Raw genomic sequence first — 25,279 nt, 5'->3', positions numbered from 1 at the left:
GTCAGGCCGTCGGCAGCCGGTAGCCGCGGAACTGGTCGCGCAGCGTCGTCTTCTGGATCTTGCCGGTGGCGGTGTGCGGGATCTCGTCGACGAAGACGACGTCGTCGGGCATCCACCATTTGGCGATCTTGCCGTCCATGTAGCCGAGGATCGCCTCCTTGCTCGGCTCCTTGCCGGGCTTGCGGACGATGACCAGCAGCGGCCGCTCGTCCCACTTGGGATGGGCGACGCCGATGACGGCGGCCTCGGCGACTTCGGGATGGCCGACGGCCAGGTTCTCGAGGTCGATGGTCGAGATCCACTCGCCGCCCGACTTGATGACGTCCTTGGCGCGGTCGGTGATCTGCATGTAGCCGTTCGGGTTGATGTGGGCGACGTCGCCCGTGTCGAACCAGCCCTCGGCGTCGAACTGCTCGGCGCCCGCGCCGCCGTAATAGGAGGAGGCGACCGCCGGGCCGCGCACCTTGAGCCGGCCGAAGGTCTTGCCGTCCCACGGCCGCTCATTGTTCTCGTCGTCCGTCACCTTCATCTCGACGCCGAAGGGCGCGTAGCCCTGCGTCTGCTTGATGTCGAACAGCGCGTCGCCCTCCAGACCCGCATATTCGGGCTTGATGGTGGCGAGCGAGCCGAGCGGGCTCATCTCGGTCATGCCCCAGGCGTGGATGACCTGGACGCCGTAGTTCTTCTCGAACTTCTCGGTGATGGCGCGCGGGCAGGCCGAGCCGCCGATGACGACCTTGTTGAGATGCGGCAGCAACAGGCCGTTCTGCTCCAGATGCTGCAGGAGCATCAGCCAGACGGTGGGCACCGCGGCCGAGAAGGTGACCTTCTCGGTGTCGAGCAGTTCGTAGATCGAGGCGCCGTCCATCTTGCCGCCGGGCATGACCATCTTGGCGCCGATCATCGGGGCGGACTGGGCAAGGCCCCAGGCATTGGCGTGGAACATCGGCACGACCGGCAGGATGACGTCGCGCGAGGAGATGCCCATGGCGTCGGGCATGCAGGCGATCATGGCGTGCAGCACGTTGGAGCGGTGCGAATAGACCACGCCCTTCGGATCGCCGGTGGTGCCGGACGTGTAGCACATGCCGCACGCCTCGTTCTCGTCCATCGCCAGCCAGGCGAAATCGCCGTCGGCCTCGGCGATCCAGTCCTCGTAGGCGACGACGTTCGGCAGCCTGCTTTCGGGCATGTGCGCGGCGTCGGTGAGCACGATGACCTTCTGCAGGCTCTTCACCAGCGGCGCGATCTTCTCGACCAGCGGCATGAAGGTGAGGTCGACGAAGAGCGCCCGGTCCTCGGCGTGGTTCATGATCCAGGCGATCTGCTCGGGGAAGAGCCGCGGGTTCAGCGTGTGGTAGACGCCGCCCATGCCCATGATGCCGTACCAGGCCTCGAGGTGGCGCGCCGAGTTCCAGGCCAGCGTGCCGATGCGCTCGCCGCGCTTGAAGCCGTCGCGCGCAAGGCGCTGCGCGACCTTGAGCGCGCGCGTCCGCGCCTGCCCGTAGGTCGTGCGGACGATCGGGCCCTCGACCGAGCGGGAGACGATCTCCCGGGCGCCGTGCTGCCTGGCGGCGTTGTCGAGGATCTTGTGGTTGAGCAGCGGCCATTGCTGCATGAGACCGAGCATGAATGTGCCTCCCGTCGTTCTTTTTGGATGCGTACCTATAGCCTGTCGGGCTCCCCGCTTGTCCAGTAGCGCGAACGGACCGGGGCCGCAAATTGCCAAGCCGCCGTCACCTGCCATACTAAGGCCATGCTCGCCGTCGAAGTTTGATTCGTCGGGGCGGCGATACACACGACGGAGAACCCCGCCATGGATTCGCGTTCGCACGACGATTTTTTCCCGCCCGAGCGTTCCGTCCGCGACGAAGCCTTTGCCGCAACCGAGACGGTGTCCGCCGCCGGGGAGCCCGCGCATGACGAAGCCTCCGGACGCGGCGACCTCCACGACGCCATCGACGATCTCGAACTCGAACTGGCAAGCTTGCTGACCCCCGACCTCGAAGCCATCGACGTCGAGACCGTGGAACTCGAAGCCTCGGACCTCGACGGCCTGGACCTCGACCGCCTGGATGTCGCGGCGGAGCCCGGCGCGGTGGAGCCCGGGGCATCGGAGCGCGCCGCACCCGGTGCCGAGGCGACCGGCCAGGACGCGCAGGAATTCGACGCGGCCGGCCGGCCGGAGTCGGGGCCTGCCGCGGCTGCGCCGGCGATCGCCGTCCTGCCCGCCGCCGAACCCGCTTTCGTCCTGCCGCCGGAAACGGCCGAGGCCGGTGTGGACGCGGATGGAGAGGCGGCGAGCGCCGAGGCGTTCGTGGCCGACAGGCTGATCGAGACGATCGAACTGGAGCTTTCGCTCGACGACGCGGACGGCACGATCGCACCGGAAGCCGAGGCCGCGGAAACCCCGGTGATCGCCGCGGAAAGCGGAACGGTCGTCGCGGAAGCCTGGAGCGGCGTCGCGGAGGGCTCCGGCGAGACGGTCGTCGTTGCAGCCGCGACGCTCGCCGTCGCTCGGGACGAGGTTCTGCAGGCCGGGGACGAGAGCGCAGCCGGCGTCGCGACCGCCGATCCGGAAGCCGGTGACCCGGTCGCCGAAGCGGCCCCCGCCGAGGAGCCCCTCGATGCGTCCCTCGACGCGCCGCTCGACGCTCCCCTGGGGCCGGTCGCGGAAGCGGCCGCGCCGGCCGATGCCGAACACGAGATGCCGGTCGAGGTCGCCGCCGCTGCGGCGCCGGAGGCCGGGGCTGGACCGGCCGAAGACGTCGAGCCGGCGCTGCCGGTGATCGCGGAGGCGCCGGCCAGCGACGTCGCGCCGGCCGCCGAGGCCACCGGAGACGGGAGCGGCGCTTCGGCGGTCGAGGCCGGTGCGGCCGCCGAGGCCGACGCCGCGGAGGATGGCGGAACCGACATCGTGCTGCCCGCAGCGATCATGGTCGCGCCGCAGCCCGAGGGCGCGGAGGCGACCGGCGCGCGTTTCGAGGAGGCGCTGGGCGCGCAGGACATTCCGGCCGCCGGCTTCGAGGCCGCGGTGCGCAAGGCGGCCGCGCAGGCGGCCGGGCGCTTCCTGTTCCAGATGCCCGTGCATACGGTGCACGACTGCCAGCGCGTGGCGGCGGTGAACCTGGCCGGCGACGAGGCACCGACGACGATGCTGGTGCTGCTTGCCGGCGACGGCCGGTCGTTCCGGCTGGAAGACGCGCGGGCGAGCGACAATCCCTTCGCCGGCATGGCGGTCTCCTATGGCGGGCTGCTCGCGCATCTGAAGAGCCTGCCCCCCCGCGCGGCCGCCTGAGGCCGGCGCGGCCCGCGCGGCGGGCGCACGATTGTTCCGCTGGCGCCATTCGACTGGGCCAGCGGCCCCGGCGGGTTTCGCCGCGGCGGCGGAACGGCTAGCGTCGCGGCGATCTGTCCGGCCCGCCGCTTCCGGCGGGCGCCCGTCCCGCGGAGCCTCGCCCCCATGAACACCCATCCGCCGCTGTCGAACATCCAGGCCCGCGACGTCGAGGCGCTGCTGCATCCCTACACGCCGATCCACCGGCTGCGCGAGACCGGGCCGCTGATGATCGAGCGCGGCAAGGGCGTCTTCGTCTACGACACGCGCGGCAAGGAATATATCGAGGGCATGTCGGGCCTGTGGTGCGCCGGCCTCGGCTTCGGCGACGAGGAGCTGATCGACGCCGCGACCGAGCAGATGCGCACCCTGCCCTACTACCACCTGTTCGGCGCCAAGGGCATGGAGCCCGCCGTCGAACTGGCCGAGAAGCTGAAGGAGATCGCGCCGGTGCCGATCTCCAAGGTGTTCTTCACCTCGTCGGGCTCGGAGGCCAACGACACGCAGGTGAAGCTCGCCTGGTACATGAACAACGCCATGGGCCGGCCGGAGAAGAAGAAGATCATCAGCCGGGTGAAGGCCTATCACGGCGTGACCATCATGTCGGCCTCGCTGACCGGCCTGCCCTACAACCACAAGGGCTGGGACCTGCCGGTCGACCGGGTGCTGCACACGGATTGTCCCCACTACTACCGCTTCGGCGCCGAGGGCGAAAGCGAGGCGGAGTTCACCGCCCGCATCGTGAAATCGCTGCGCGACCTGATCGAGCGCGAGGGGCCGGAGACGATCGCGGCGATGATCGCCGAGCCGGTGATGGGCGCGGGCGGCGTGATCGTGCCGCCGGCCGGCTATTATCCGGCGGTGAAGGCGGTGCTCGACGAGCACGACATCATCCTGATCGACGACGAGGTGATCAACGGCTTCTGCCGCACCGGCGAATGGTGGGGCTGCCAGTCGCTGGGCATGACGCCGACGACCATCTCGGCCGCCAAGCAGATGACGGCGGCCTATGCGCCGCTGGGGGCCGTGATGGTGCCGGAGGACATCTACCAGGCCTATGTCGACCATTCGCGGCAGATCGGCACCTTCGGCCATGGCTTCACCTATGGCGGGCATCCGCTCGGCTGCGCGCTCGGCGTCAAGGCGATCGAGATCTACCAGAAGCGCGACATCCTCGGCCACGTGCGGTCGCTGGCGCCGGTCTTCGCCGCAAGGCTCGACGCGCTGAAGGCGCATCCGCTGGTGGGCGAGGTGCGCTACTGCGGGCTCGTCGGCGGCGTCGAGCTGGTGGCCGACAAGGCGACGAAGCGGCCCTTCGATGCGGGCAAGGGCGTCGGCGCGCAGGTGGCGAAGATCCTCGAGGGGCACGGGCTGATCCTGCGGGCGATCGGCGACACGATGGCGCTCTGCCCGCCGATGATCATCGGCGAGGGCGAACTCGACGAACTGTTCGACCGGCTGGACAGGGGCCTGGCCGACGCCGAGGCGCTGGTGGCGAAGGAAGGCCTGCGCGCCGGCTGAGAGCCTCGCGCCGCCGGGCGGCGGCCGGTCGGGACCGCGGTCACGATCGCGCGCGCAGCCGCGTGCGGGCTTGGCGCGGCGGTTCGGGCGCGCCATGTTCTGACCGACCATGCCGGCGGCAGGCGCCGGTGCCCTGCAGGAGACGTCGCCATGTCCAATCCCTCCCCCGGTTTCGCGCGGAACCCCGCCAAGTCGATCGCGGTCGCCCCGCATGCCGGGACGGTCACGGTGAAGGCCGGCGGCACGACGGTGGCCCGAACCGACCGGGCGCTGCTGCTGACCGAGGCGCCCTACCCGCCGGTCCTCTACGTCCCCTTCGCCGACATCGACTTCTCGGGCCTCGTGAAGACGGCGCGGTCGACGCACTGCCCCTACAAGGGCGACGCCTCCTACTGGAGCGTGACCGCGGCGGGAGCGGCCGGAGAGAACGCCATGTGGGCCTACGAGACGCCCTTCGACGAGATGGCGGCGATCCGCGACCACGGCGCCTTCTATGCCGACCGGGTGACCGTCGAGACGGACTGAGCGCGCAGCGGGCGCACGGCCGCGGCCGCCGCCGGAGCGATGTCCGGGCAGACGGGAACGCGGCCGGGTCCTGCGGGACGGATCCGCGTCACGACGTGTCGAAGGCGAGCGCCCGGACGGCGAACCAGTGCGTCTCGCGCAGGGCCTCCTGGGCCTCGTCCTGAGGACCGCGCAGACGCCGGCCTGGCGGGCGCCCGCCGCGCAGCGGCGAGATCCGGCGCCAGGGAACCGCGGAGAGTGCCCCGGAGAGGGCGACGGCGCCTTGCCGCGCGGCCCGGCGCGCGCGGCGCGCCTGCCAGCGGAGGAAGCGCCGCGCCTGCGCGTCGAGGTCGGCGAGCGCGCCGGCCAGCGCCGCGAGCCTTCGGCAGAGCCGCGCCGCGTCGAGCGGATCGTCCGGCGAGGGCTTGGGCGGCAGCCGGTGCGGGGCGGTCCCGTCGAAGCACAGCACGCGCGGGGCGGCGTGCGGCGGCACGGTGCGACGGCGCTTCGCGAGCGGACGCCGCGGCGGATCGGCGAGCGGCAGCGCCGGCACGGCGGCGGCGGGCCGGGACGCCGGGCGGGCCGGGACCGACACGCCCGGCGGCACGACGGCGGCGATGCCGAGACGGTGCAGCTCGGGCAGGGGCGACGTCGCGGCAGGCCGGCGCTGCGGAACGGTTCCGGGACCCGCGGCCTCCGGCCCGCCCCCGGAGTCGCCGGGCTCCGCAGGCGGATCGAGATCCCGTGCGGCGACGACGATCAGCCGGCGGACGGCCGCTTCGGCCGGGCGCAGCAGCCGCAGCACCGCGCGGTGGACGCGGCGCGGCAGCGTCGGCGCGGGCGCGGGCGCGGGAACATGCGGGGACAGTTTACTTTCTTCCTCTCGCGCGGTGCCGCGCGAGAGGAAGAAAGTAAACTGTCCCCGGATTTCCGGGCCGGCCATGGCGAGGATCGCGCAGAGGACGCGCTTCAGCGCCGCCCGGTTCCGCTCGATCGCCAGATGCCAGTCCATGCCCGTCTCTCCTCTCCCGGCCGGACGGTCCCGCCGGATCGGTGAAGTCTAACGCCGGCCGGAGGGGGCGTGGACAGAGCGGACGAAAGAAGGGAGCGGCGCCGGCCGGACGGACTGAAGCATCCGGCGCGGCGGCCGTCTTGAAGACCGCGCCGGTTGCGGCCATCTGTTGCCCATTCCCGACTCACCCTGCAGATCGAGTGTTCTCCCATGACCACAGACATCCAAGAAGCCGAAACCCGATCCTTCGAGGCCGACGTCGCCCGCCTGCTGCACATGATGGTGCATTCGGTCTATTCCGACCGCGACGTGTTCCTGCGCGAGCTGATCTCCAACGCCGCCGACGCCTGCGAGAAGCTGCGCTACGAGGCGACGCAGCACCCCGGGCTGCTCGGCGACGACGCCAAGCCTTCGATCACCATCACGGCGGATGCCGACGCGCGGCGGCTGGTGGTGGAGGACAACGGCATCGGCATGGGCCGCGACGAGCTGGTGGAGGCGCTGGGCACCATCGCCCGCTCCGGCACCCGCGCCTTCATGGAGCGCGTCGCGGCGGCGAAATCCGGCGAGGGGGCGGAGCTGATCGGCCAGTTCGGCGTCGGCTTCTACTCGTCCTTCATGGTGGCCGACAAGGTGGACGTGCTGACGCGGCGGGCCGGCAGCGCGGAGGCCTGGCGCTGGTCGTCGGACGGCAAGGGCTCCTACGAGATCGCACCGGCCGACGCCGCCGAGGCGCCGGCGCGCGGCACGCGCGTGGTGCTGCATCTGATGGAGGATGCCGACGGCTACACCAGGGCCTACCGGCTGGAGCAGCTGATCAAGGAGCAGTCCGGCCACGTGCCGGTGCCGATCGCGCTCCGCGACACGCCCGACGCGGCGCCCCGCGACGTCGCCGACGGCACGGCGCTGTGGACGAAGCCGAAGAGCGCGATCACGCCGGAGGAGTATGCCGACTTCTACCGCGGCGTCTCGGGCCAGTATGACGAGCCGGCGGCGACCATCCATTTCCGCGCCGAGGGGCGGCACGAATACGGCGCGCTCGCCTTCGTGCCCGGCTCGCGCCCGTTCGACCTGTTCGACCAGGACCGCAAGGGGCGGATGAAGCTCTACGTGCGCCGCGTCTTCATCACCGACGAGGCCGACCTCCTGCCGCGCTGGCTGCGCTTCGTGCGCGGCCTCGTCGATTCGGCCGACCTGCCGCTCAACCTGTCGCGCGAGATGATCCAGGACAGCCCGCTGATGGCGGCGATCCGCAAGGGCGTGACGAACCGCATCCTGTCCGACCTCGGCAAGCTCGCCGATAGCGACGCGGAGGCCTATGCGAAGATCTGGGAGAATTTCGGCGTCGTGCTCAAGGAGGGGCTCTACGAGGATTTCGAGCGCCGCGAGCAGCTGCTGAAGCTCGCCCGCTTCCGCTCGACCGCCTCGGGCGAGGGCTGGCGCAGCCTCGCCGACTGCGTGGCGGCGATGAAGGAGGGCCAGACGGCGCTCTACTACATGACCGGCGACGACCGCGCCCGTCTCGAAGCCTCGCCGCAGCTCGAAGGGTTCCGCGCGCGGGGCGTCGAGGTGCTGCTCCTCACCGATCCGGTCGACAGCTTCTGGGTGACGATGGTCGAGAATTTCGACGGCAAGCCGCTGAAGTCGGTCACCCAGGGCGGGGCCGACCTGTCGGGCATCGCGCGGCCGGACGACGCGGAGACGCCGGACGCGGAGACGCCGCCGGCGATGGCGGGCTTCATCGCCTTCGTGAAGGCGACGCTGGGCGAGGCCGTCTCCGACGTGCGCGCCTCCGACCGGCTGACCGAGAGCGCGGTGTGCCTGGTGGCGCCGGAGGGCGGCCCCGACCGCCAGATCGAGCGGCTGCTCGGCGCGGCCGGCCGCCTCGACCACGCGTCGCGGCCGGTGCTCGAGATCAACACCGCCAGCGCCCGCATCCGCGCGCTGGCTGCGCTCGGCGACGGCGACCCCGCGCTTCGGGAGGACGTCGCGCATCTGCTCTACGACGAGGCGCGCGTGCTCGACGGCGACAAGCCGCTCGACGCGAAGGCCTTCTCGCAGCGCCTGTCGCGGCTGGTGGAGCGGAGCATCGGCGGGGCGTAGGCGGGGGGGACGGCGGAGCTGCGGTTCCTCTCCCCCGGGCAGGGGGAGAGGTGGATCGGGCGAAGCCCGAGACGGTGAGGGGGTGCTTGGCCGTGACCTCGAGGTCTGCGGCAGCATGGGGTTGGAGGACGGGCGGGTCGATGGTGGCGCTCGTTCGTCCGCCGCTCCGATGGGGCTGAAGCGCTGCAAGGCCCCCTCACCGTCCCGGGCTACGCCCGGGCCACCTCTCCCCCCTGCGGGGGTAGAGGAAAGAGGCGGCGCCGGTGGCGCTCGTTCGTCCGCCGCTCCGATGGGGCTGAAGCGCTGCAAGGCCCCCTCACCGTCCCGGGCTTCGCCCGGGCCACCTCTCCCCCCTGCGGGGGGAGAGGAAAGAAGCGGCGGTGGTCGTTCTCCCTCATGCCCCGTATGTCGGGCGCGAGGCCGGAGCTGCGGTTCCTCTCCCCCGGGCAGGGGGAGAGGTGGATCGGGCGAAGCCCGAGACGGTGAGGGGGTGCTTGGCCGTGCCCTCGAGGTCCGCGGCAGCATGGCGTAGCCGACAGGCGGCGGCGCCGGTGGCGCTCGTTCGTCCGCCGCTCCGATGGGGCTGAAGCGCTGCAAGGCCCCCACTCCGTCCCGGGCCTCACGACAAGGCGGGCGGCCCAAGGCCCCCCTCACCGTCCCGGGCTTCGCCCGGGCCACCTCTCCCCCCGTTCCGGGGGGAGAGGAAAGAGGCGGCGGCGGTTTCCGACTGCCGACTGCCGACTGCCGACTGCCTGCCGCCTACTCCCTACTCCCTACTCCCTACTCCCTATTCGCTACTCCCCCTCTTCCCCACCGCCGCCTGCGCCGCCGCGAGCCTGGCGATGGGCACCCGGAACGGCGAGCAGGAGACGTAGTCGAGGCCGACGTCTTCGCAGAAGCGGATCGAGGCGGGGTCGCCGCCGTGTTCGCCGCAGATGCCGAGCTTGATGTCCGGCCGGGTGGCGCGGCCCTTGTCGGCGGCCATGCGGACGAGTTCGCCGACGCCGTCGACGTCGAGGGTGACGAAGGGGTCGGCGTCGACGATGCCCTTCTGGCGGTAGGTCTCGAGGAAGGGGGCCGCGTCGTCGCGGGAGATGCCGAAGGTGGTCTGGGTCAGGTCGTTGGTGCCGAAGGAGAAGAACTCGGCGGATTGCGCGATGACGTGGGCGCGGATGGCGGCGCGGGGGAGCTCGATCATGGTGCCGACGAGATAGGCGATCGTCACGCCCGTTTCGGCCATGACCGCCTGCGCCACGGCGTCGATGCGCGCCTTGACGAAATCGAGCTCCTTCACGATGCCGACCAGCGGCACCATGATCTCGGGCTCGACCGGACGGCCGGTGCGGCGGCCGGCCTCGACGGCGGCCTCGACGATGGCGCGGGCCTGCATCTCGGCGATCTCGGGATAGGAGACGGCGAGACGGCAGCCGCGGTGGCCGAGCATCGGGTTGAACTCGTGCAGCGCCTCGGTGCGGCGGGCGAGCTTCTCGGGCGGGACGCCGAGGGCGGCGGCGACCTCGTCGATCTCCTCCGCGGTCTTGGGCAGGAACTCGTGCAGCGGCGGATCGAGCAGGCGGATGGTGACCGGCAGGCCGGCCATGATCTCGAACAGCTCGACGAAATCGGAGCGCTGCATGGGCAGGAGCTTGTCGAGGGCGGCGCGGCGGCCGCTTTCGGTGTCGGCCAGGATCATCTCGCGCATGGCGGTGATGCGGCCGCCCTCGAAGAACATGTGCTCGGTGCGGCAGAGCCCGATGCCCTCGGCGCCGAAGGAGCGCGCGGTGCGGGCATCGGCCGGGGTCTCGGCATTGGCGCGCACGGCCATGCGGCGGATGCCGTCGGCCCATTGCATGATGGCGGCGAAATCGCCCGACAGTTCCGGCTGCAGCATCGGCACGCGGCCGGCGAGCACCTGGCCGGAGCCGCCGTCGATGGTGACGACGTCGCCCTTGCGGAAGGTGCGGCCCATGGCGAGCATGGTCTGGGCGCGGTAGTCGACGCGCAGCGCGCCGGCGCCCGAGACGCAGGGCTTGCCCATGCCGCGCGCGACCACGGCGGCGTGGCTGGTCATGCCGCCGCGCGTGGTGAGAATGCCCTCGGCGGCGTGCATGCCGTGAATGTCCTCGGGGCTGGTCTCGACGCGCACCAGGATGACCTTGCGGCCGGCCGCGCGCGCCTCCTCGGCATCGTCGGAGGAGAAGACGATCTCGCCGGTGGCCGCGCCCGGCGAGGCGGGCAGGCCGATGGCGACGACGTCGCGTGCGGCGCGCGGATCGATGGTGGGGTGGAGCAGCTGGTCGAGCGAGGCCGGGTCGATGCGCGCCACCGCCTCCTCGCGCGTGATCAGCCCCTCGCCCGCCATCTCGACGGCGATGCGCAGCGCGGCCCTCGCCGTGCGCTTGCCCGCGCGGGTCTGCAGCATCCACAGCTTGCCGCGCTCGATGGTGAATTCGAGATCCTGCATGTCGCGGTAGTGGCGCTCCAGCGTGCCGGCGATGGCCACGAAGTCGCGGAAGGCGGCCGGCATCAGCTTTTCGAGCGAGGGCTTGTCGGAGCCGGCGGCGATGCGGGCGGCCTCGGTGATGTTCTGCGGCGTGCGGATGCCGGCCACGACGTCCTCGCCCTGCGCATTGACCAGGAACTCGCCGTAGAGGGCGTTCTCGCCGGTGGAGGGATTGCGGGTGAAGGCGACGCCGGTGGCGGAGGTGTCGCCCATGTTGCCGAACACCATGGCCTGGACGTTGACGGCGGTGCCCCAGCTCTCGGGGATGTCGTGCAGGCGGCGGTAGGTGATGGCGCGCGGGTTCATCCAGGACTGGAAGACGGCGCCGATGGCACCCCAGAGCTGCTCGCGCGGATCCTGCGGGAAGGGCCGCTCCAGCTCCTCGAAGACGCGGGCCTTGTAGAGCTCGACGATGCGCACCCAGTCGTCGGCGCCGATCTCGGTGTCGAGGTCGACGCCGAGGCGGGCCTTCTGGTCCTCCAGGATCTCCTCGAAGACCTCGTGGTCGAGGCCGAGCACGACGTCGCAATACATCTGGATGAAGCGGCGGTAGCTGTCATAGGCGAAGCGGCGGTCGCCGGCATCGCGCGCCAGCGCCTCGACGGTCTCGTCGTTGAGGCCGAGATTGAGCACGGTGTCCATCATGCCGGGCATGGAGGCGCGGCCGCCGGAACGGACGGAGACGAGGAGCAGGCGCGCCGGATCGCCGAAGCGCTTGCCGGTGAGCCGGCCGACCTCGTCGAGTGCGGCGTCGACCTGGTCGTCGAGATCGGCGGGATAGCTGCGGCCGTTGGCGTAGTACCAGGTGCAGAGCTCGGTGGTGATGGTGAAGCCGGGCGGCACGGGCAGGCCGAGCCCGCTCATCTCGGCCAGGTTGGCGCCCTTGCCGCCGAGCAGGTCGCGGTCGCCGGCGCCGCCTTCCGCCTTGCCGCCGCCGAATCCGTAGACCCACTTCGCCATGGCCAGTCCTCCATTGCAGTGCACAAGACGCGTGTTAGAGGCTCGACGGGCGCATTTCCATCGCAAAAGAACAGACGCCGCCACTTTGCGGCGGCAGGCGCGCCCCGGTCGCGGGCACGACTCCGGCCGGCTTGCCGCCGGCCCGGGTCCGCCGGAGGTGTGCCACCAACCGTCGCAGGGATATTGCGCAAGGCAGGGCGGAGCCATATAACGCGCCGCATCGCGGCACGGTCATGGGGCGTAGCCAAGCGGTAAGGCAGCGGTTTTTGGTACCGCCATTCCCTGGTTCGAATCCAGGCGCCCCAGCCAGCTTCTATTTTCCGTTTATAAACAATGGCTTAGCATTTTTGACGTCGAGGCAACCGGAACACTTTTCCGGCTCACGCATCCGTGTCACGCTTTTGTCATCACCTGACCGCGCGATTCCTCCGACCTCATCGAGGGCCGCTTCAAGACCGGCAAGGTAGTCATCGAACAAGTCAGCCTGATCAGGCCAGTTTTCCGGGTATGTGTTAAACATTGAGCGAATCCCTCTGTTATTGGGCTCGCTCAAGCTTTATCTAGAGATGGTTGTCGGGTTGTCGCGCTTGCTTGAGTCGATCACAACTGACAATCTACTATTTGAACACGCCATGGGAGACAGGAGCCGTGGCCAGCAACAATTACTCCATCGATTACGAGCCAAGGCTACGAGCAATCTGGAATCAACACGCTATTCCTGTCGTCTTGCGTCGAGACGGCAAGGGTCAGAAAATCCGAATGCGTCTGCCATTCTCAGAGGGCAATCGCGAGTGGTTGTCGAAGATCAGGAGCCGCGGTTCGAAGCCGCGATGGATCGGTGGTGACGGTAAGAACTACTGGGAATTGCCGAAAACCTGGTTCACTGATCTCGTCAACCGATCACTTGAGACTCACGGCGCCGTCTACGTCATACAGCCATACCGAGAACATGAGATCTGCGCACGCGCCTGCATGGAAGCAACTGGACATGAGTGTCAGTGCTCTTGCATGGGCGCGAATCATGGCGCGGGTATAGACAACAGTTGGTTTGAGGTCTCGGAGACTTTTGCCACGCGCTGGCAAGACCGTGAACTGGCGTGTCGGTTGATGAACAGAAGGCGCGCTTAGCCATTTTTCTGTTCGGAAGGGTCGACGATGATCGCCAAACGATAAACAGCCATCGCCGCCGCTATCATTAATATGACTGAATACACCAGTAGAAAACATCCAATAAAAGAACCAGCGAGTTTTACATAAACAAATATGACAATTGCTTCATTATAATAAACTGATATTTTTACAAAAAGATCGTATATAAAGCTAGACTGATATAATATTGTCCATACTAGACATGATACTTGAACAAGTATGTAGTGGAAAAATATCGCATTAATAGCTTCGAGATAATTGATGCCATGAGAAGCTTTTACCTGACGCAGCGCTTGCTTGAGGCGCCCACTTATTATGCTGAAGATTATCGCATACGTTCCAAGGCTGAAGCCGAGAAGACTGGGAATAAGGCTCTCGGCCTTCGCAACCCATTTGGGCTCAAGCCAAAGCGAGTAACTAGCGGCGGTAATCAAGATCGCCAAGCCAAAGAATGGCGACTGGAGCATGCCTCGGATACCGCCGTAAGCGCGTCGATAGCGGTTCAGCCATATGAAGAGGGTGCGCCATGGCTTGAACCAACCGAGCATGATCAGTTGTTCGCCTTCTTACGAGCTGGGATCAACCTGAAGAATGCAGCCCTTTCGCTCTGCTCTTCAGGGTCGTAGCGATCTTGCAGCTGCTTAGGATAGTCCTCGCTATTAAGACGGACCGCCCCTTGATCATCACGACCTTTCACCTCAACAAAACCATTTTCTAAAGCCACTTTACTTATTTTATTTATATCATCGTCGGGCTTTATCGAACTATTTGACTCTGCTCGGTAAGAAATAGTTATCTCCCTGCTATTTGTTCCATCCAGATGCTTCTCAATGTTTGCTTCAAAATCCTCGTCGAATATATCAGTATTCGGTTTTGATATACGAATATTGATCTCTTTTATTTTCTTTATGCTAAACATATATTCAAGCGAAGATTTATCTTGAACAATGCTAATCTTTGCTTGCCCAAACACACTGGCGATAGGCGCCTGCGTCGCCAATCCGTTAAAAAATCTCAACGCCGAATTAGCTGTAAGATACTTTCCTTTAGAGTATGTCTGAAAGTATATCTTATGCTCTTCAGCATCCATATAGAAATAAAATGCCGCCGCATTCGGAAATAGGTTGCGCGGAATATTGATTTCAGAAATGTCTTCTTCTGTCGCTTCACTCATCTGAGCCGCATTAAACCAATTTCCGTCACCATCTAGTTTGACGAAAGTAGTTATCGCACCAGTTAATATATTGTTTGAAGCTCCGGTGCCATCGATACTGGATACCATCGCGTATCTGTCACCATGCACCTGCGAAACTAGCCGATTCGAGTATATGGAGCGTAGCCACTTCATGTAGATATCTGGTGAATGTGGATGCAGTCGAACGTTCAAAGCCGAAGCAGATATCTTAACCTTACGCGCCATAGTGCGTTCTCCCCGCAATCGCCCCCATCCATGCTACTGTTTAGTTCCGGACATGCCAATCGATAGTTGCGCCGCTATCAGTGGTTCGGGCCCGCCGAGTAGACTCGGCGGACTCCTGAACGTCATCGCGTCGAGCGGCAGCTAGCCGACCTCAACCAGAGCTTCAGCGGCGATCTCAACGAGCTTCAGTGCTTCATCGAACCGGTAGTCGGCGATACGTCGAGCGTTGCAGAAGGTCAGCAATTCGACGTCGGTGAACCGGCTGACCAGAAGCTGCACCGCATCATCTGCAGCCTTCTGAGCCGCCGCCTCCCTTGCCGCCTTCTCGTCCTCCCTCTTCTGGCGCTTCTTCTCTTCGCGTTGCGCCAACTTGGCCCGACGTGCGGCTTCTTCCGGCGTCTCCTTCGCAGCGCGCTTGGCCTCGGCAGCGGCCTTCCTTTCAGCCGCGCGCGCGGCCTTCCCTTTGTCGATAAGCGAGCGCACTTCATCAGCCGACGGAATCTCGTTGCGGGCGATGGCCGCGACGATGTCCACCCTCACGTCCTCGGGCGTGCTCGGGGCCGCCAGACGGTAGAGCGTGGCGGGCGGCAGAACCGAAACCGATTCGTATTTGGAGGCGAGTTCGAAGGCACTCATGTAGTTCTGCGCCGTGCGCTCCGTCATGCTGAATTCGGCGTCGAGCCAAGGGCCGAACTGGCCATGTTCCAGCTTGGCCTTGATTGCCAGAAGCTCGCCGCCCGCCTTAATGATGCTCGCCTGAATCAGGCTCCTGATCTTCGTAGCGGCCGCGCGGGCAGCCTTCGCGACGTCCGGCGCGACGCCGTTGTAGTCGAAGCGGTCGAAGTCTGCGGCTGCCACGGGTGCAGCGATGATCGCCGGCAGGTCCTTAACAGGGGCCGCCTCCACGATCGGCTTGACGGTCGGGGCCGGCGCGACGTCGCCGAGGTCCAGATCGCAAAGGGTGTCGTTCACGTCGTCTTCGCTGAGGTCGAGATCGTTTTCCGGCGTGTCGTCGCCGAATTCAAGATCGTCGAAGAGTTCTTTGATTTCGTCGTTGCTGAGGTCGAAATTGTTCTTCGGGGTGTAGTCGGTCATCGGTGCTCCTCTCCGGTTGGCCGACAACGCGCAAAGCCGCGCCGGCTAGGTTGAGCCGGCCGGGTCAGGGTGCGCGTCGTTCGGGAATGCCCATTGGTCACATTTCGCGTAGGAAAAAAACAGGCAAATTCAGGCAAATGAGAATGCCTGTTGATTCAGGCACTTAGCCGGGGCCGATTTCCGTCGTGATCCTCCGCCATGAGCCAATCCGGCCACACGTCGCCGACTTCGCCGAGCACGAACTTGACCGCGCAAGGATCGATCTCGCCGGAGAAGGGTGACGGCTCGACGGCAAGCAGGGCTTCGAGAAGCTCGCCGTAGTGCTCCGGGTGCGTCCGGCCGTCCGCGATGAACCAGGCGCCGGTGTCGATGCCGACCGTGCGCATGCACGCGTGGATCATGTCGCGGCGCTCTTCGACGTCGCGGATGCGCATGCGCATGATGGCCGTGAGGGAACCGACGGCGAACGCATAGCGCTCGGCCGGCATGTATAGTGCAGAGTGCATTAGGTGCTCCTGTTGATTTGCCGGAGCTTCTTGAATCATAAGGACTGAGATTGCAACAGAAAAAATCAAACAATCGCTCGAAGCCGAAAGTAATCGGTCAGCACTGACTGAATTTATACTTCCACAAAGCTCGCCGGCGGCTTGAGATCATGCATGGCGCGGTCATGGAAGCGGCCGGGCGCGGCGAGTTCGCCGGGCATCGTCAGAAACGGCCTGTAGAGCCCGCCTGATGGCCTCAAGGTGCGCCGGGCGCTCAGGGGCCGGAGAAGGGCCAACGCGAATCCTGAGCCTCTTGTGAGTCAAAGAGGGCAGATGCGGCGCATGAGCCTCGATCGGGCCGGCGCGCGGGGCTTGTCTTGGCTGGCGAGGAAGTCGACCACGCGCTCGCGATACGGCTCATAGATCGCCCGGCCTGCCTGCTTCACGCCATTGGAGGCGAAGAGCCAGTCGCCGTTGATCGGCCGGGTGATGTCTCTGAACGGCCTGATGAGGTTCGCATCCTTGACGCTGTAGTTTGCCCACGGCAGCCTCGGGTTCGGGCGAGTCTGCGCTTGGTGCTGGCGAACCGTCGGCCACTCGCCGCCTGCCTTCCGGAGAGCCTTGCGCACAGCCTCAAGCTCGTCCGGGGCTGCCTGAATCTCGCCGTGCATGTGGAGCCTGCCGGTCTTGGAGAGTTCGAGCGCGAACCAGAATTCCGGCTTCCTGCCGAGCACCTTCTGAAGATGGTAACGAAGGCGCCTGAGGAGCCATTCGGGTCGCTGCTTGGCCTTGGCCTCGATCTCCGGCGACAGGTTGAGCGTGAAGTCTGTCGTCGGACCGAGCGTCTGAAGACCGTAGTGAAACCACTCGACGGCGAACTCGTCGCTCAGGTCGCGAAACTCGGCGGGGGTGCGATAGGTCCGGGCCGTCTGGAAGGAACGCGAGTGCCAGAAGCGAGCCGTGCGATCTTCCTCTTCGTCGTCGAGGGTCTCGGTGATCAGAGGGGCGTGGGAGACGACAGAGGCGTTGAGACGGACGGTCCGGTGGGTTGGTCGGTTGAGGGTGGAGTGGAAGGGGTAGGGGTAGGAGTAGGAGGGGGTGTGGTAGGTAACTGAAGTCCCCCCGGCCGCGCGAACTTGGTCAAGGGCCACAAAGGCTTGGAAAACCGGGCGGAACGCGGCGTCGCGACCCACAGATTTCGCGTGCGTCCGCTTTACTTTTTTGTCAACTTTCCGGCTGGTCGAGCCGCTGCCCGACGTAGGAATTTTTTCCTCGTCGGCCGTGCAATCGGCCGACGACCTGCTATAACCGTCCATGTGAACTCCGATCACTTGGCCGGCCTTCGTTGCGAGCGAATGGCCGGCCTTCTTTTTGTGAGTCAGTTATAGCGGCGGGCTGGCCTGATGCGCGGCGAGATCGCAAATATCGTTTTCGGCAGCCTCGTCACCCGCCGCGCCGGTTGAGCAGGTTGCCGGGTCGGGTTTGCCTGCGAAGCTCATCGGCGACCATTCCTCGAAGGCCGTCCGTCATCTCGCGCCGCACCTGCTTGGCGAGGTCGGCGTTCTGCTCCGGCGTGCCGCCGCTGGCGTTGACGGTGACGGGCGCCGAGATGTTGACGACCGGGCCGGCCGCGGCGTTGTCGTTGCCGGCGTGGAGTTCCCGCGCCACGCGGCCGGGCGCGTCGCTGCCGACGTAGCCGCCGGCCGCGAAAGCGGGAAGGCGGTTGTCGTTGACGGCTTCGAGCAACGCCCGGTGCCGTGCCGTCGCGGCGGCGTTCACCACGAACTCGCCGTCGCTGAGCATCGCCGGGATACGGTCTTCGGTCGGCCCGCCGGGGCCGCGCACGGGCCCGCCGCCGGCAAGGCGCATCACCTTCGGCTGTTGCCGCGCCGCGTCGACCATGCCGCCGGTGCTGAAGCCGAAGAGGCTGAAGAGCCAACCCATGATGCCGCCGCCGCCACCGGCCGCGCCGACGTCCTGAACGGTGAAGATCGCGTCGAGAAGCTGGTCGAAGATCCGATCGCTCAGTCGGCCGATCGCGTTGCCGAGCGCTTCGAGCGGCGGCACGCCGCTCATGATGTCCTGCCGGAAGCCGCCGATGAAGTCGCGGGTTGCGTCGGCCACGGTCTGCATGCGCCCGGTCTGAGCGTCGAGCGCGGCGTTCTCCAGATAGATGGCTTCGTTGAGCGCGATGATCCGCTGCCGCTGCTCATCGGTAGCGGCTGAACCGGCGCGCCGTGCCGCCGCTGCCGCGCGCTGCTCCTGATCAGACGCGCCGACCAGGCGAAGCTCTTCCTCAAGCTCGACGATGAGATCGCGCACGGCTTGGCGCTCGCGCTCGGCGCTGCTTGCCGATGCCGACCGACCGGCCGCACGGCCACCGGTGGCGGGCTTGATGACCGGCGGCACCCAATCGGCCGTCGCGGCCGCGGCCGGTGCCTGCCGTGCCTTCTGGCGCGCGTCGAGAACCGAGATGATCATGCCTTCTTCGGCCGTGAGCGCCTCCATGCGGCGTTCATGCTCGGCGAGCGCCTCGCCGATCGTCGACTCGCCGATCGACGTGCCCATGATGCCGTCGCCGGCACCTTCGCCGCGCCGCTGCCGGTCGCGTAGCTCGATGATCTGGCGCTCGACGTCGAGGCGCTCCCTGCCGAGATTGGCGAGGTTCTCCTGAAGGACGACGTCGCGCTGCGCATCGAAGCCGTTGAAGGCGGCGATGAAGTCGCCGAGCGCCGTCGTCGCCTCGATGATCGCGCCCTTGAGCGCCGTGCCGACCGTCGCCGCCACCTGCTGGAATTTCCGGTCGACTTCGTCGGCGCGCGCAATCACGTCTTCGTCGAGCACAATGCCGAGATCGTTCGCCGCCTTGATCTGGTCGCGGATCGCGCGTTCGCCACGATCGACAAGCTCGACGAAGCGCTCGCCGCCGGTGCCGCCGAAGACTTCGTCGGCGATGCGGATGCGTGCGGCGCGATCGAACTTCTCAAGCTTGCCGATGATCTCGGTGAAGAGCGCCGACGGGTCTTTCAGCTTGCGCTTGAGATCGTCGGCCGTGAAGCCGAGCCGGGTGAAGGCCTCGGCGGCCGGGCCGCTGCCGGTCATGATCCATTCGTCGGCGCGAAGGTTGAGTTCCTTGAGGCCGTCGATCATGGCGCCGACGTCAATCCGGTTCTGCTCGGCGACGAACTTCAGTTCCTGAAACGCCTTCACGCTCAAGCCGGCGCGCTTGGCTTCATCGCCGATCGTGGCGATTCCTTTGGCGACGTCGGCGAGCCGCCCGGCGACGCCGAGCACGCCACCGGCGGCGAGGCCGGCAAGGCCCGCCTTCATGGTGGTGCTCATTCGGGCCGCTGCCGCGCCCATGGTCTTTTCCAGCCGATCGCCGGACGCCTTGGCGCGGCGTTCGATCTTGCCGAACTCATCGCCCGACACGCGGCTTGCGCGCTGCATGTTGCGCTCGAAGTCGCGGATACGCGCCTCAAGCGCAACGACAAGGCGTTCTTCATCGGAAGACATGGCGGCTCCTATGCTGCAAGTAGGTCGTCGAGGTCGTCGGTGTCATAGATCGATCGGCTGTTGTCGTTGGCCGCGACGGCACGGCCAACGGCCATGGCGGCAGCGACGGCACCGTCGATCCGGTCGAAGCGGGTCGCCTTGTGCATGCGCACGAGGCCGGTATCGCCGCGCGAGGCGACGACGCTGTCGAAGTGGTGGCGAAGCACCGGGTGCCCGGCATGGCGGATGCGCCGGCCGTTTACCGTGCGCTCAAGGTGGCCGATCGCCGGGCCAAGGGTCAGCGGACCCTGCCGGAACTCGATTGCCGGCAGGCCGTCGGCGGCGAGCCGCTGCATGGTCATGCGCGCAAGGTGAGGGTCGAAGAGGATTTCGTTGACGGTGAACGTCGCGCACAACTCGCGGATATGCGCTTCGACGATCTCGGGTTCGATCACCGGGCCGTCGATCACGTTGATCAGGCCGGCGTCGCGCCAGACGAGATAAGGCACGCCGTCGCGGGTTGCGCGGCCGGCGAGATCGTCACCAGGAACGAAGAACCAAGGGTGCACGGTGATCCGGCCGTCGGCATGCCGCCACGCCGCGACCACGGCCGTGAGGTCGCCGTTCACGCTCATGTCGACGCCGATCGTGCACGGCAGGGCTTCGAGGTCGGCGAGATCGAAGTGCGGATCGTGCCCGGCGTCGTAGACGGCCATATCGAAGAGCGGGTCGCGCGACGCCGCTTTCCAGATGTTCAGGTTGAATTGCTCGAAGGCGTGCCGTTCGGCCGGCCGGTTCTCGGCTTCCTTGGCAAGGGTGCGCATGGCCTGAAGATTCGGGAAGCCGTGCTTCAGGCCGGGGTTGACGCGGTGCCAGACGGCTTCGTCCTGCCAATCGTCGTTCGCCGCTGCCTCGAAGATGATCGGCAGGAAGGCCGGGTTGTCGATCTCGCCGGCCGCGACCTTGCGGGCGTAGTCGTAGAGCTCGAAGCCGATGTTCTCATTGCCACGGCCGGCCGTGGTGGCGATCACCATGAGCGTGTTGCTCGTTTTGACGAGGCCGGACTTCAGGGCCTCCCAAAGGTCGCGGCCTTTCCAGACGTGGATTTCGTCGACCAGGACGAAGGCCGGCGTCTTGCCGTGCTGGGCCGCGCCGTCGCTCGAAATCGCCTGAAGGGAGACGTCGTCGGTTTTGAAGACGATCTTCTTGACGCTGTTGTGCGCGTCATAGATGCGCGTGGCGGCGACAAGGCGCTTGTCCATGCGCACGATGTTCGCTGCCTCCCGGAAGCCGAGCCCGGCTTGCTCGCGATCGGAGGCGGCGAAGATCACCTGCCCGGCGCGCACGCGTTCGGGGCCGATCGTGTGCAGAAGCGCCAGCGCGGCGGCGAGGCTGGTCTTCCGGTTGCCGCGCGGGATCATCCAGAAGACCGTCTCGACGACGCGGCGGCCGTCGGGGTGCCTCGGTCCATAGATGCGGCGCACCATGCGCTCCTGAAACTCATGAAGCTGGAATGCGCTCTTCGGCCCGGTGCTCGCCGGGTGCTTCAGGCGGCGAAGGAACTCGACGGCACGCTCGCCATAGCCGAGCGGGTCGTCGATCGGGCTGCCGTCGAAGATCCATGCCGGATAGGTGCTCGCCTTCATCGCACGGCCAAGGGGTTGTCGTCGTCGTCATCGTCGGCCGCGTCCATCATCGCGGCGCGCGAGCGTGCCGACGGCGTCAAGCCGAGTTCGCCAGCGCAGCGCAGTTGCTGCTGCTGGGCAGCCGTGAGGATGCCGGCTGCCGAATGCCGCTTGCCGTTCGCCAGAACGTAGCCTTCGGCCTGCAAAAGCCGGTGCATCTCGCGCATCGTGCCCGTGGCGATGACGAAGTTTTCCAGCACGGCAAGGTCGGCGATCGTCAGCACCTTGCGCTCATGGATCAGGATGGGCGCGACGCGGCGCCATTCGGCTTTCGCATCCTTGGACAGGTAGGCCGGCGGCGACGGTATCTTCGTCACCGGCGAGGTGCCGGCAACGATGGTCGAAGGCTTCACGCCGCGCACGGGGTCGCCTCCTTGTCGAAGTTGGCGGCGAACACTGCACGCATGAAGCCGACCGGCGATGCCGAGCGCACGTTCGCCCGGTCGGCGTTCTTCTTGGCGTCAAGAATGCGCCGCCGGTCGATCGTCTGGTCCGGAACGGGGTCCGGCCTGGGCATGACGAAGCCGCCGCCAGTCCAGAGACACGTCTTCTTGCTGTAGTTGTCGTTTGCGTGCCAAGCCGTGAACTGCCACGGATCGAAGGTGTGATCGGGCTTGCGCCAATAGGTCGAGATCGTCGAGACGGGGTTCTCGATGAGATAGGGAACCTCGAAGAACTCTGCCCATTCGGCGGCGACGGCGAAGAGTTCCACCGACGACGACAAGGCGTGCAAGCCTTTCCCTTGGAACCACCGCGCGCCGGACACGGCGAGATGGTCGCACGGCGGGAATGCCGCGAAGAACCGGCAGCGCGTCACCATGTCCTTCGACGGTTTCCAGCGGCGCGCGTCGGCGCGAATGAAGTGGATGCTCCCTTCGGTTCGGTCGGCCGGGTGCGCGATATCGATGCAGTAGCAGTCCCAGCCGGCCGCCGCGAAAGGCTCGGCAGAGTGGCCGCTCAACTCATAGAGGAAGATCGCAACGGGCTTCACGACACGGCCACCGCTCGAAGCTCAAGACCGCGCCGACGGCCGATCTCGACCACGCGCTTGACGTCGTAGGCGACGCCGTCGTGCATGATCCGGTCGGCCGTGGTGATGTCGGGCCGGTAGCGGATGCGGAAGACGGCGACAGTCCTGTCGGCCTCGCCGTAGCCGGCAAGGAACTCTTCGGTTGCCGTCTCGACGATCTCGGCGCGCACAACGCCGATGTTCGTCCAGTCGGTGACGGTCGCACCCGAACCGGTGACCGTCGCCGATTTGCGTTCGATGTAGATCAGGCGGTCGAGCTTGCCGGCGCGCATCACAGGCTCCACCGGATGACGGCTTCGACCTTCATCACGCCATGGCCGAACTGCGGATCGGGGTCGCGCGGGAAGGTCACGTGCGTCATGGCGAATTCGTCGAGGGCGCAATCGGTCATCGCCGGCCACGTGAGCAACGCGTTCTGAACGGCGAAGGTGATCGTCTTCGCCGTGTCGGCGCCGGCCTCGATTGCCCACACGTGCACTTCGAGGAAGACACGCGCGACGAACTGGCCACCGGCCGCACGACCGAGATACTCTGTCTGCGCACCGGCCATGATGATCGAAGGGAAGTCGTCGGGTCTGGTAGGGCCGGCGCGCACCTGATCGGCCGCGACATGCGCGAGCACGCCCGGCGCGTTGATCAGGTGCGAGCGGATAGCCGTCTGAAGGGCAAGGGTCGGTTCGATCATGACTTGTTCCAGTGGTCGCGCACGGCCTTCGCAACGGCGCGTTTGGTGCGGCTCTTGAGCCGCTTCTGAAGCAGGCGCACGGCGGGCCAGAAGAACGGCTGCGCCTCATGGCGCGCGGTGCCGTATTCCTGAAGGTGCGGGTAGCGCACTGCGTCGTTGCCGGCCGTGACGAGCACTTCAAGCTCGGCGGCCACGCGTGCGCCGCCGGGCTGCGAATAGGCCGGCGTGGATGCGCCCGGCATGGTGACGGCGATCGACGCCTTGAGGTCGCCTTCGTCTTCAGGCGCAAGCGTGTGCATCATGTCGGCAAGCTCTTCGCCGGACTTCGCGAGCGCCGGCAGGACGGCCTTGCGCACCTCCTGCGGAATCGCTTCGATGCGGCGTTGCAGCCGCGCGACTTGCGACGACGTGGCCATGACTACATGGACCAGACGCGGAAGGGGCGAATGAGGTCGACCACGCCGAACGGCAGTTCGGCAGCCGTGACGCCGACCAGGCTCGCCTCACGGTTCTCGTAGAAGTGGCCGGCGAGCATGAGCACGGCCATGCGCACGGCGTCCGGCACCGGGTCGAGATCGGCAAGCGGCGTGCCGAGATAGGCGCCAATCCAGCTTTCGGCCGCGCGCTGCATACGGTGAAGCTGCGCGTTCTCGCCTGCGCAGTCGTTGACGTTCAGGTGCGCGCGAAGGTCTGCCGTGGCGACGCGGATTGCTTCCTGCGCTTCCCAGTCGGCTTGTTGCGCGAGTTCGTCTTCGATCGTTGCGTCGCTCATTTCCGGTCCATTTCAGAAAAATCTAATTCAGGAGTCTCTTGCGCGGCGCTCCCCGCGCCGGTCCCCTCGAAAGCCTTCAGGTTCGAACGTGCCCCCCGGACGGCGGGATTGTGCTTAAGGCGACTGACACGCGGTGCGCGCTTGAAGTCCTTGCTCAAAGCGATCTCCGGCGGATGGTTCTTCAGGCGCCCGACAAGAGTGCCGGGCGCAATGTCGAGATGACGCGACCACTCCGAGAGCCGCATGGTCAGGCCATGCGCCGAATAGATGGTCGGTGCGATCGGTGCCTTTGCAGGCTTGGCCGGCGACGCGAGCTTGAAGGGCACGCCTTCGGCTTTAGCTTGGTCGTGGCGCTCGAAGACGGACCTTGCCTTCTTGAGCGTCGCGGCGGGGTCGAGCCCGGCGAGGTTGCAGACTTCGACGAAGTCGGGATTGTTCAGGCGGAACCATGCGCGAGCCTCGCGCCGGTCGCGATCGGTGCGGCTGTCGGTCTGGTCGGCGGTGCCGTCGAGGATGGCGCGAAGGACCACGTTCACCCAAAGAACGCGCTCCTTGTCCGGGCCGTTTCCGGCGGGGCTGGTCGGTCTCATTGCTGGCGCTCCTTGGCGGCGTCGAGTGCGTTGCAGCGCTGGCAGCCGGCGCGCCAGTTCGATCGCATCATGCGAAGGTCGGGGCGCTTCCGGATGCTGATGACGTGCATGACGACAGTCGCCGGTGCGCCACATGCGCAATGCGAGTTCTGCGGCTCGGCGAGGAAGGCACGGGCGGCGTGCTGCCATTCGGCCGTATAACCGCGCTGGCGCGCCGACGGTCGCCGGGCGTCGTGACGAGCCTTGCGCTCGCGAGCGTCCCTGATCTGGCAAGGGCAGCGCTCGCCGGCGGCGATGATCTTCTGACAACGGCAGATGCGCGACGGGCCGGGCATTATCGCTTGCCTCGCTGAGCCTGGGCGCGAAGAACCTCGATACCGGCGCGCACCTCTTCCGGCGTGGGCAGGTCGTTCGGGTCGTATTCCTTGGCAGGCGCTTCGGCCGTGCCGTGAATGGCCTTGAGCTTGGCGATCAAGCCGCGCTGAGCGGCCATGATCTCGGCAGGCGTTGCCGCCCATGCTTGAGCCGGCGTCCAGCCAAGCCAGCCGGTCGCGATCTCGAAGAGTTGCTCGAAGAACTCGGCGAACGACAGAGGCGAGCCGGTGCCGGTCGTGCTCTGGTCGGAGTCGTCGTAGCCGATCATGACGGCCAGCACGTTGAAGAGCGCCGGCTTGATCACGTTGAGCCGGACAACGCCCGCTTGGTCGATCTCGCGCAAGAGGTTCGCCAAGGTGTCGTTGTCGCCGGTGAAGGCCACAAGATCAGCGACGATGCCCAGATTGCCTTCGTCGACTGCCTTGATGACGACGGCGATACCGTGCTTCTGCTCAAGCAGGCATGCGGCTCGCAACGACGGGCGCAAGGTCGCCGTTGCGCCGTCGATCGCGATCGTGATGGGTTGATATGCGAGCCGCATGGTCTTGTCCTTCAGGC

Annotated in this window: 24 protein-coding genes and 1 tRNA gene; 5 read left to right on the top strand and 20 right to left on the bottom strand. The window is 66.7% G+C overall.

All coding sequences use genetic code 11. The features are described 5' to 3' along the window. Position 1: 1 nt before the first annotated feature. Positions 2–1,630 (bottom strand): fatty-acid--CoA ligase, encoded by a 1,629-nt coding sequence (locus IAI54_RS26800; RefSeq protein ID WP_187970080.1) that lies wholly within the window; start codon positions 1,628–1,630, stop codon positions 2–4. 186 nt (positions 1,631–1,816) lie between these two features. Between IAI54_RS26800 and IAI54_RS26795 the strand changes: the two genes are divergently transcribed. The 3 genes from IAI54_RS26795 (at position 1,817) to IAI54_RS26785 (ending at position 5,383) form a co-directional block, all read left to right on the top strand. After that, on the top strand, positions 1,817–3,298 hold the full coding sequence (locus IAI54_RS26795; protein WP_187970079.1) for a hypothetical protein: 1,482 nt from the start codon (positions 1,817–1,819) through the stop codon (positions 3,296–3,298). A gap of 165 nt (positions 3,299–3,463) precedes the next feature. Continuing rightward, a complete protein-coding gene (locus IAI54_RS26790; RefSeq protein WP_187970078.1) occupies positions 3,464–4,858 on the top strand; it encodes an aminotransferase in 1,395 nt (464 codons plus the stop codon). A gap of 150 nt (positions 4,859–5,008) precedes the next feature. Continuing rightward, a complete protein-coding gene (locus IAI54_RS26785) occupies positions 5,009–5,383 on the top strand; it encodes a DUF427 domain-containing protein (RefSeq protein ID WP_187970077.1) in 375 nt (124 codons plus the stop codon). A gap of 88 nt (positions 5,384–5,471) precedes the next feature. On the opposite strand, the gene IAI54_RS26780 is transcribed toward IAI54_RS26785, so the two are convergent. Beyond that, positions 5,472–6,374: a hypothetical protein gene (locus tag IAI54_RS26780; RefSeq protein ID WP_187970076.1), complete on the bottom strand. Its 903-nt coding sequence runs from the start codon at positions 6,372–6,374 to the stop codon at positions 5,472–5,474. A gap of 210 nt (positions 6,375–6,584) precedes the next feature. Between IAI54_RS26780 and htpG the strand changes: the two genes are divergently transcribed. After that, positions 6,585–8,477: a molecular chaperone HtpG gene (gene htpG / locus IAI54_RS26775; RefSeq protein ID WP_187970075.1), complete on the top strand. Its 1,893-nt coding sequence runs from the start codon at positions 6,585–6,587 to the stop codon at positions 8,475–8,477. Positions 8,478–9,264: 787 nt separating this feature from the next. Here the strand turns inward: htpG and ppdK are convergent. Continuing rightward, entirely contained in the window at positions 9,265–11,940 is a 2,676-nt protein-coding gene (ppdK, locus tag IAI54_RS26770; RefSeq protein ID WP_187970074.1) for a pyruvate, phosphate dikinase, read from the bottom strand. Between the two features lie 234 nt (positions 11,941–12,174). Here ppdK and IAI54_RS26765 point away from each other — a divergent pair. Further along, positions 12,175–12,249, top strand: a tRNA-Gln gene (locus IAI54_RS26765). Positions 12,250–12,253: 4 nt separating this feature from the next. Here the strand turns inward: IAI54_RS26765 and IAI54_RS26760 are convergent. The 17 genes from IAI54_RS26760 to IAI54_RS26680 form a co-directional block, all read right to left on the bottom strand. After that, positions 12,254–12,460 (bottom strand): hypothetical protein, encoded by a 207-nt coding sequence (locus IAI54_RS26760; RefSeq protein WP_187970073.1) that lies wholly within the window; start codon positions 12,458–12,460, stop codon positions 12,254–12,256. A gap of 604 nt (positions 12,461–13,064) precedes the next feature. Continuing rightward, positions 13,065–13,637, bottom strand: a complete 573-nt coding sequence (locus IAI54_RS26755; protein WP_187970072.1) for a hypothetical protein — start codon at positions 13,635–13,637, stop codon at positions 13,065–13,067. Between the two features lie 2 nt (positions 13,638–13,639). After that, positions 13,640–14,509 (bottom strand): DUF4747 family protein, encoded by an 870-nt coding sequence (locus IAI54_RS26750; RefSeq protein WP_187970071.1) that lies wholly within the window; start codon positions 14,507–14,509, stop codon positions 13,640–13,642. A 141-nt stretch (positions 14,510–14,650) separates the two neighbouring features. Next, a complete protein-coding gene (locus IAI54_RS26745) occupies positions 14,651–15,604 on the bottom strand; it encodes a DUF3102 domain-containing protein (RefSeq protein WP_187970070.1) in 954 nt (317 codons plus the stop codon). A 155-nt stretch (positions 15,605–15,759) separates the two neighbouring features. Next, a complete protein-coding gene (locus tag IAI54_RS26740; RefSeq protein WP_187970069.1) occupies positions 15,760–16,092 on the bottom strand; it encodes a hypothetical protein in 333 nt (110 codons plus the stop codon). A 317-nt stretch (positions 16,093–16,409) separates the two neighbouring features. Continuing rightward, positions 16,410–17,405 (bottom strand): hypothetical protein, encoded by a 996-nt coding sequence (locus tag IAI54_RS26735; RefSeq protein ID WP_187970068.1) that lies wholly within the window; start codon positions 17,403–17,405, stop codon positions 16,410–16,412. Between the two features lie 127 nt (positions 17,406–17,532). Then, complete coding sequence (locus tag IAI54_RS26730; protein ID WP_187970067.1) at positions 17,533–19,605, bottom strand: tail tape measure protein; 2,073 nt, start codon at positions 19,603–19,605, stop codon at positions 17,533–17,535. 8 nt (positions 19,606–19,613) lie between these two features. Next, complete coding sequence (locus IAI54_RS26725; RefSeq protein WP_187970066.1) at positions 19,614–21,230, bottom strand: terminase large subunit; 1,617 nt, start codon at positions 21,228–21,230, stop codon at positions 19,614–19,616. Continuing rightward, positions 21,227–21,631, bottom strand: coding sequence for a phage terminase small subunit P27 family (locus tag IAI54_RS26720; RefSeq protein WP_187970065.1), 405 nt, complete (start codon positions 21,629–21,631; stop codon positions 21,227–21,229). The genes IAI54_RS26725 and IAI54_RS26720 overlap by 4 nt, the downstream gene beginning before the upstream one ends. Beyond that, the gene (locus IAI54_RS26715; protein WP_187970064.1) at positions 21,619–22,260 is read right to left on the bottom strand and encodes a hypothetical protein; all 642 of its coding nucleotides are present in this window, start codon (positions 22,258–22,260) and stop codon (positions 21,619–21,621) included. Before IAI54_RS26715 ends, IAI54_RS26720 begins: the two co-directional genes overlap by 13 nt. Continuing rightward, on the bottom strand, positions 22,257–22,571 hold the full coding sequence (locus tag IAI54_RS26710) for a phage head closure protein (RefSeq protein ID WP_187970063.1): 315 nt from the start codon (positions 22,569–22,571) through the stop codon (positions 22,257–22,259). Before IAI54_RS26710 ends, IAI54_RS26715 begins: the two co-directional genes overlap by 4 nt. Further along, positions 22,571–22,984, bottom strand: a complete 414-nt coding sequence (gp17, locus tag IAI54_RS26705) for a tail completion protein gp17 (RefSeq protein WP_187970062.1) — start codon at positions 22,982–22,984, stop codon at positions 22,571–22,573. The genes IAI54_RS26710 and gp17 overlap by 1 nt, the downstream gene beginning before the upstream one ends. Continuing rightward, positions 22,981–23,400 carry an HK97-gp10 family putative phage morphogenesis protein gene (locus IAI54_RS26700; RefSeq protein ID WP_187970061.1) on the bottom strand — a complete coding sequence of 140 codons (420 nt, stop codon included), beginning with the start codon at positions 23,398–23,400 and terminating at the stop codon, positions 22,981–22,983. The genes gp17 and IAI54_RS26700 overlap by 4 nt, the downstream gene beginning before the upstream one ends. Before the next feature lie 2 nt (positions 23,401–23,402). Continuing rightward, positions 23,403–23,756 (bottom strand): head-tail connector protein, encoded by a 354-nt coding sequence (locus tag IAI54_RS26695; protein ID WP_187970060.1) that lies wholly within the window; start codon positions 23,754–23,756, stop codon positions 23,403–23,405. Then, positions 23,753–24,346 carry a hypothetical protein gene (locus IAI54_RS26690; RefSeq protein ID WP_187970059.1) on the bottom strand — a complete coding sequence of 198 codons (594 nt, stop codon included), beginning with the start codon at positions 24,344–24,346 and terminating at the stop codon, positions 23,753–23,755. The genes IAI54_RS26695 and IAI54_RS26690 overlap by 4 nt, the downstream gene beginning before the upstream one ends. Then, positions 24,343–24,681 (bottom strand): endonuclease, encoded by a 339-nt coding sequence (locus IAI54_RS26685; protein ID WP_187970058.1) that lies wholly within the window; start codon positions 24,679–24,681, stop codon positions 24,343–24,345. Before IAI54_RS26685 ends, IAI54_RS26690 begins: the two co-directional genes overlap by 4 nt. Continuing rightward, positions 24,681–25,262 carry a phage tail assembly chaperone gene (locus IAI54_RS26680; RefSeq protein ID WP_187970057.1) on the bottom strand — a complete coding sequence of 194 codons (582 nt, stop codon included), beginning with the start codon at positions 25,260–25,262 and terminating at the stop codon, positions 24,681–24,683. Before IAI54_RS26680 ends, IAI54_RS26685 begins: the two co-directional genes overlap by 1 nt. Between the last annotated feature and the right edge of the window lie 17 nt (positions 25,263–25,279).

Source organism: Aquibium microcysteis (assembly GCF_014495845.1).
GTDB classification, from domain to species: Bacteria; Pseudomonadota; Alphaproteobacteria; order Rhizobiales; family Rhizobiaceae; genus Aquibium; species Aquibium microcysteis.
The sequence above is the reverse complement of the archived record's forward strand: the minus strand, read 5'-3'. Positions and strand labels throughout refer to the sequence as shown.

Coding starts and splice junctions, on each gene's coding strand:
- IAI54_RS26695 (WP_187970060.1), bottom strand. CDS start 23,756: ATGAGCGACGCAACGATCGAAGACGAACTCGCGCAACAAGCCGACTGG.
- IAI54_RS26685 (WP_187970058.1), bottom strand. CDS start 24,681: ATGCCCGGCCCGTCGCGCATCTGCCGTTGTCAGAAGATCATCGCCGCC.
- IAI54_RS26795 (WP_187970079.1), top strand. CDS start 1,817: ATGGATTCGCGTTCGCACGACGATTTTTTCCCGCCCGAGCGTTCCGTC.
- IAI54_RS26730 (WP_187970067.1), bottom strand. CDS start 19,605: ATGTCTTCCGATGAAGAACGCCTTGTCGTTGCGCTTGAGGCGCGTATC.
- IAI54_RS26735 (WP_187970068.1), bottom strand. CDS start 17,405: ATGGACGGTTATAGCAGGTCGTCGGCCGATTGCACGGCCGACGAGGAA.
- ppdK (WP_187970074.1), bottom strand. CDS start 11,940: ATGGCGAAGTGGGTCTACGGATTCGGCGGCGGCAAGGCGGAAGGCGGC.
- IAI54_RS26755 (WP_187970072.1), bottom strand. CDS start 13,637: ATGCTCGGTTGGTTCAAGCCATGGCGCACCCTCTTCATATGGCTGAAC.
- IAI54_RS26745 (WP_187970070.1), bottom strand. CDS start 15,604: ATGACCGACTACACCCCGAAGAACAATTTCGACCTCAGCAACGACGAA.
- IAI54_RS26690 (WP_187970059.1), bottom strand. CDS start 24,346: ATGAGACCGACCAGCCCCGCCGGAAACGGCCCGGACAAGGAGCGCGTT.
- htpG (WP_187970075.1), top strand. CDS start 6,585: ATGACCACAGACATCCAAGAAGCCGAAACCCGATCCTTCGAGGCCGAC.
- IAI54_RS26785 (WP_187970077.1), top strand. CDS start 5,009: ATGTCCAATCCCTCCCCCGGTTTCGCGCGGAACCCCGCCAAGTCGATC.
- IAI54_RS26710 (WP_187970063.1), bottom strand. CDS start 22,571: ATGCGCGCCGGCAAGCTCGACCGCCTGATCTACATCGAACGCAAATCG.
- IAI54_RS26800 (WP_187970080.1), bottom strand. CDS start 1,630: ATGCTCGGTCTCATGCAGCAATGGCCGCTGCTCAACCACAAGATCCTC.
- IAI54_RS26760 (WP_187970073.1), bottom strand. CDS start 12,460: ATGTTTAACACATACCCGGAAAACTGGCCTGATCAGGCTGACTTGTTC.
- IAI54_RS26750 (WP_187970071.1), bottom strand. CDS start 14,509: ATGGCGCGTAAGGTTAAGATATCTGCTTCGGCTTTGAACGTTCGACTG.
- IAI54_RS26790 (WP_187970078.1), top strand. CDS start 3,464: ATGAACACCCATCCGCCGCTGTCGAACATCCAGGCCCGCGACGTCGAG.
- gp17 (WP_187970062.1), bottom strand. CDS start 22,984: ATGATCGAACCGACCCTTGCCCTTCAGACGGCTATCCGCTCGCACCTG.
- IAI54_RS26780 (WP_187970076.1), bottom strand. CDS start 6,374: ATGGACTGGCATCTGGCGATCGAGCGGAACCGGGCGGCGCTGAAGCGC.
- IAI54_RS26700 (WP_187970061.1), bottom strand. CDS start 23,400: ATGGCCACGTCGTCGCAAGTCGCGCGGCTGCAACGCCGCATCGAAGCG.
- IAI54_RS26740 (WP_187970069.1), bottom strand. CDS start 16,092: ATGCCGGCCGAGCGCTATGCGTTCGCCGTCGGTTCCCTCACGGCCATC.
- IAI54_RS26680 (WP_187970057.1), bottom strand. CDS start 25,262: ATGCGGCTCGCATATCAACCCATCACGATCGCGATCGACGGCGCAACG.
- IAI54_RS26725 (WP_187970066.1), bottom strand. CDS start 21,230: ATGAAGGCGAGCACCTATCCGGCATGGATCTTCGACGGCAGCCCGATC.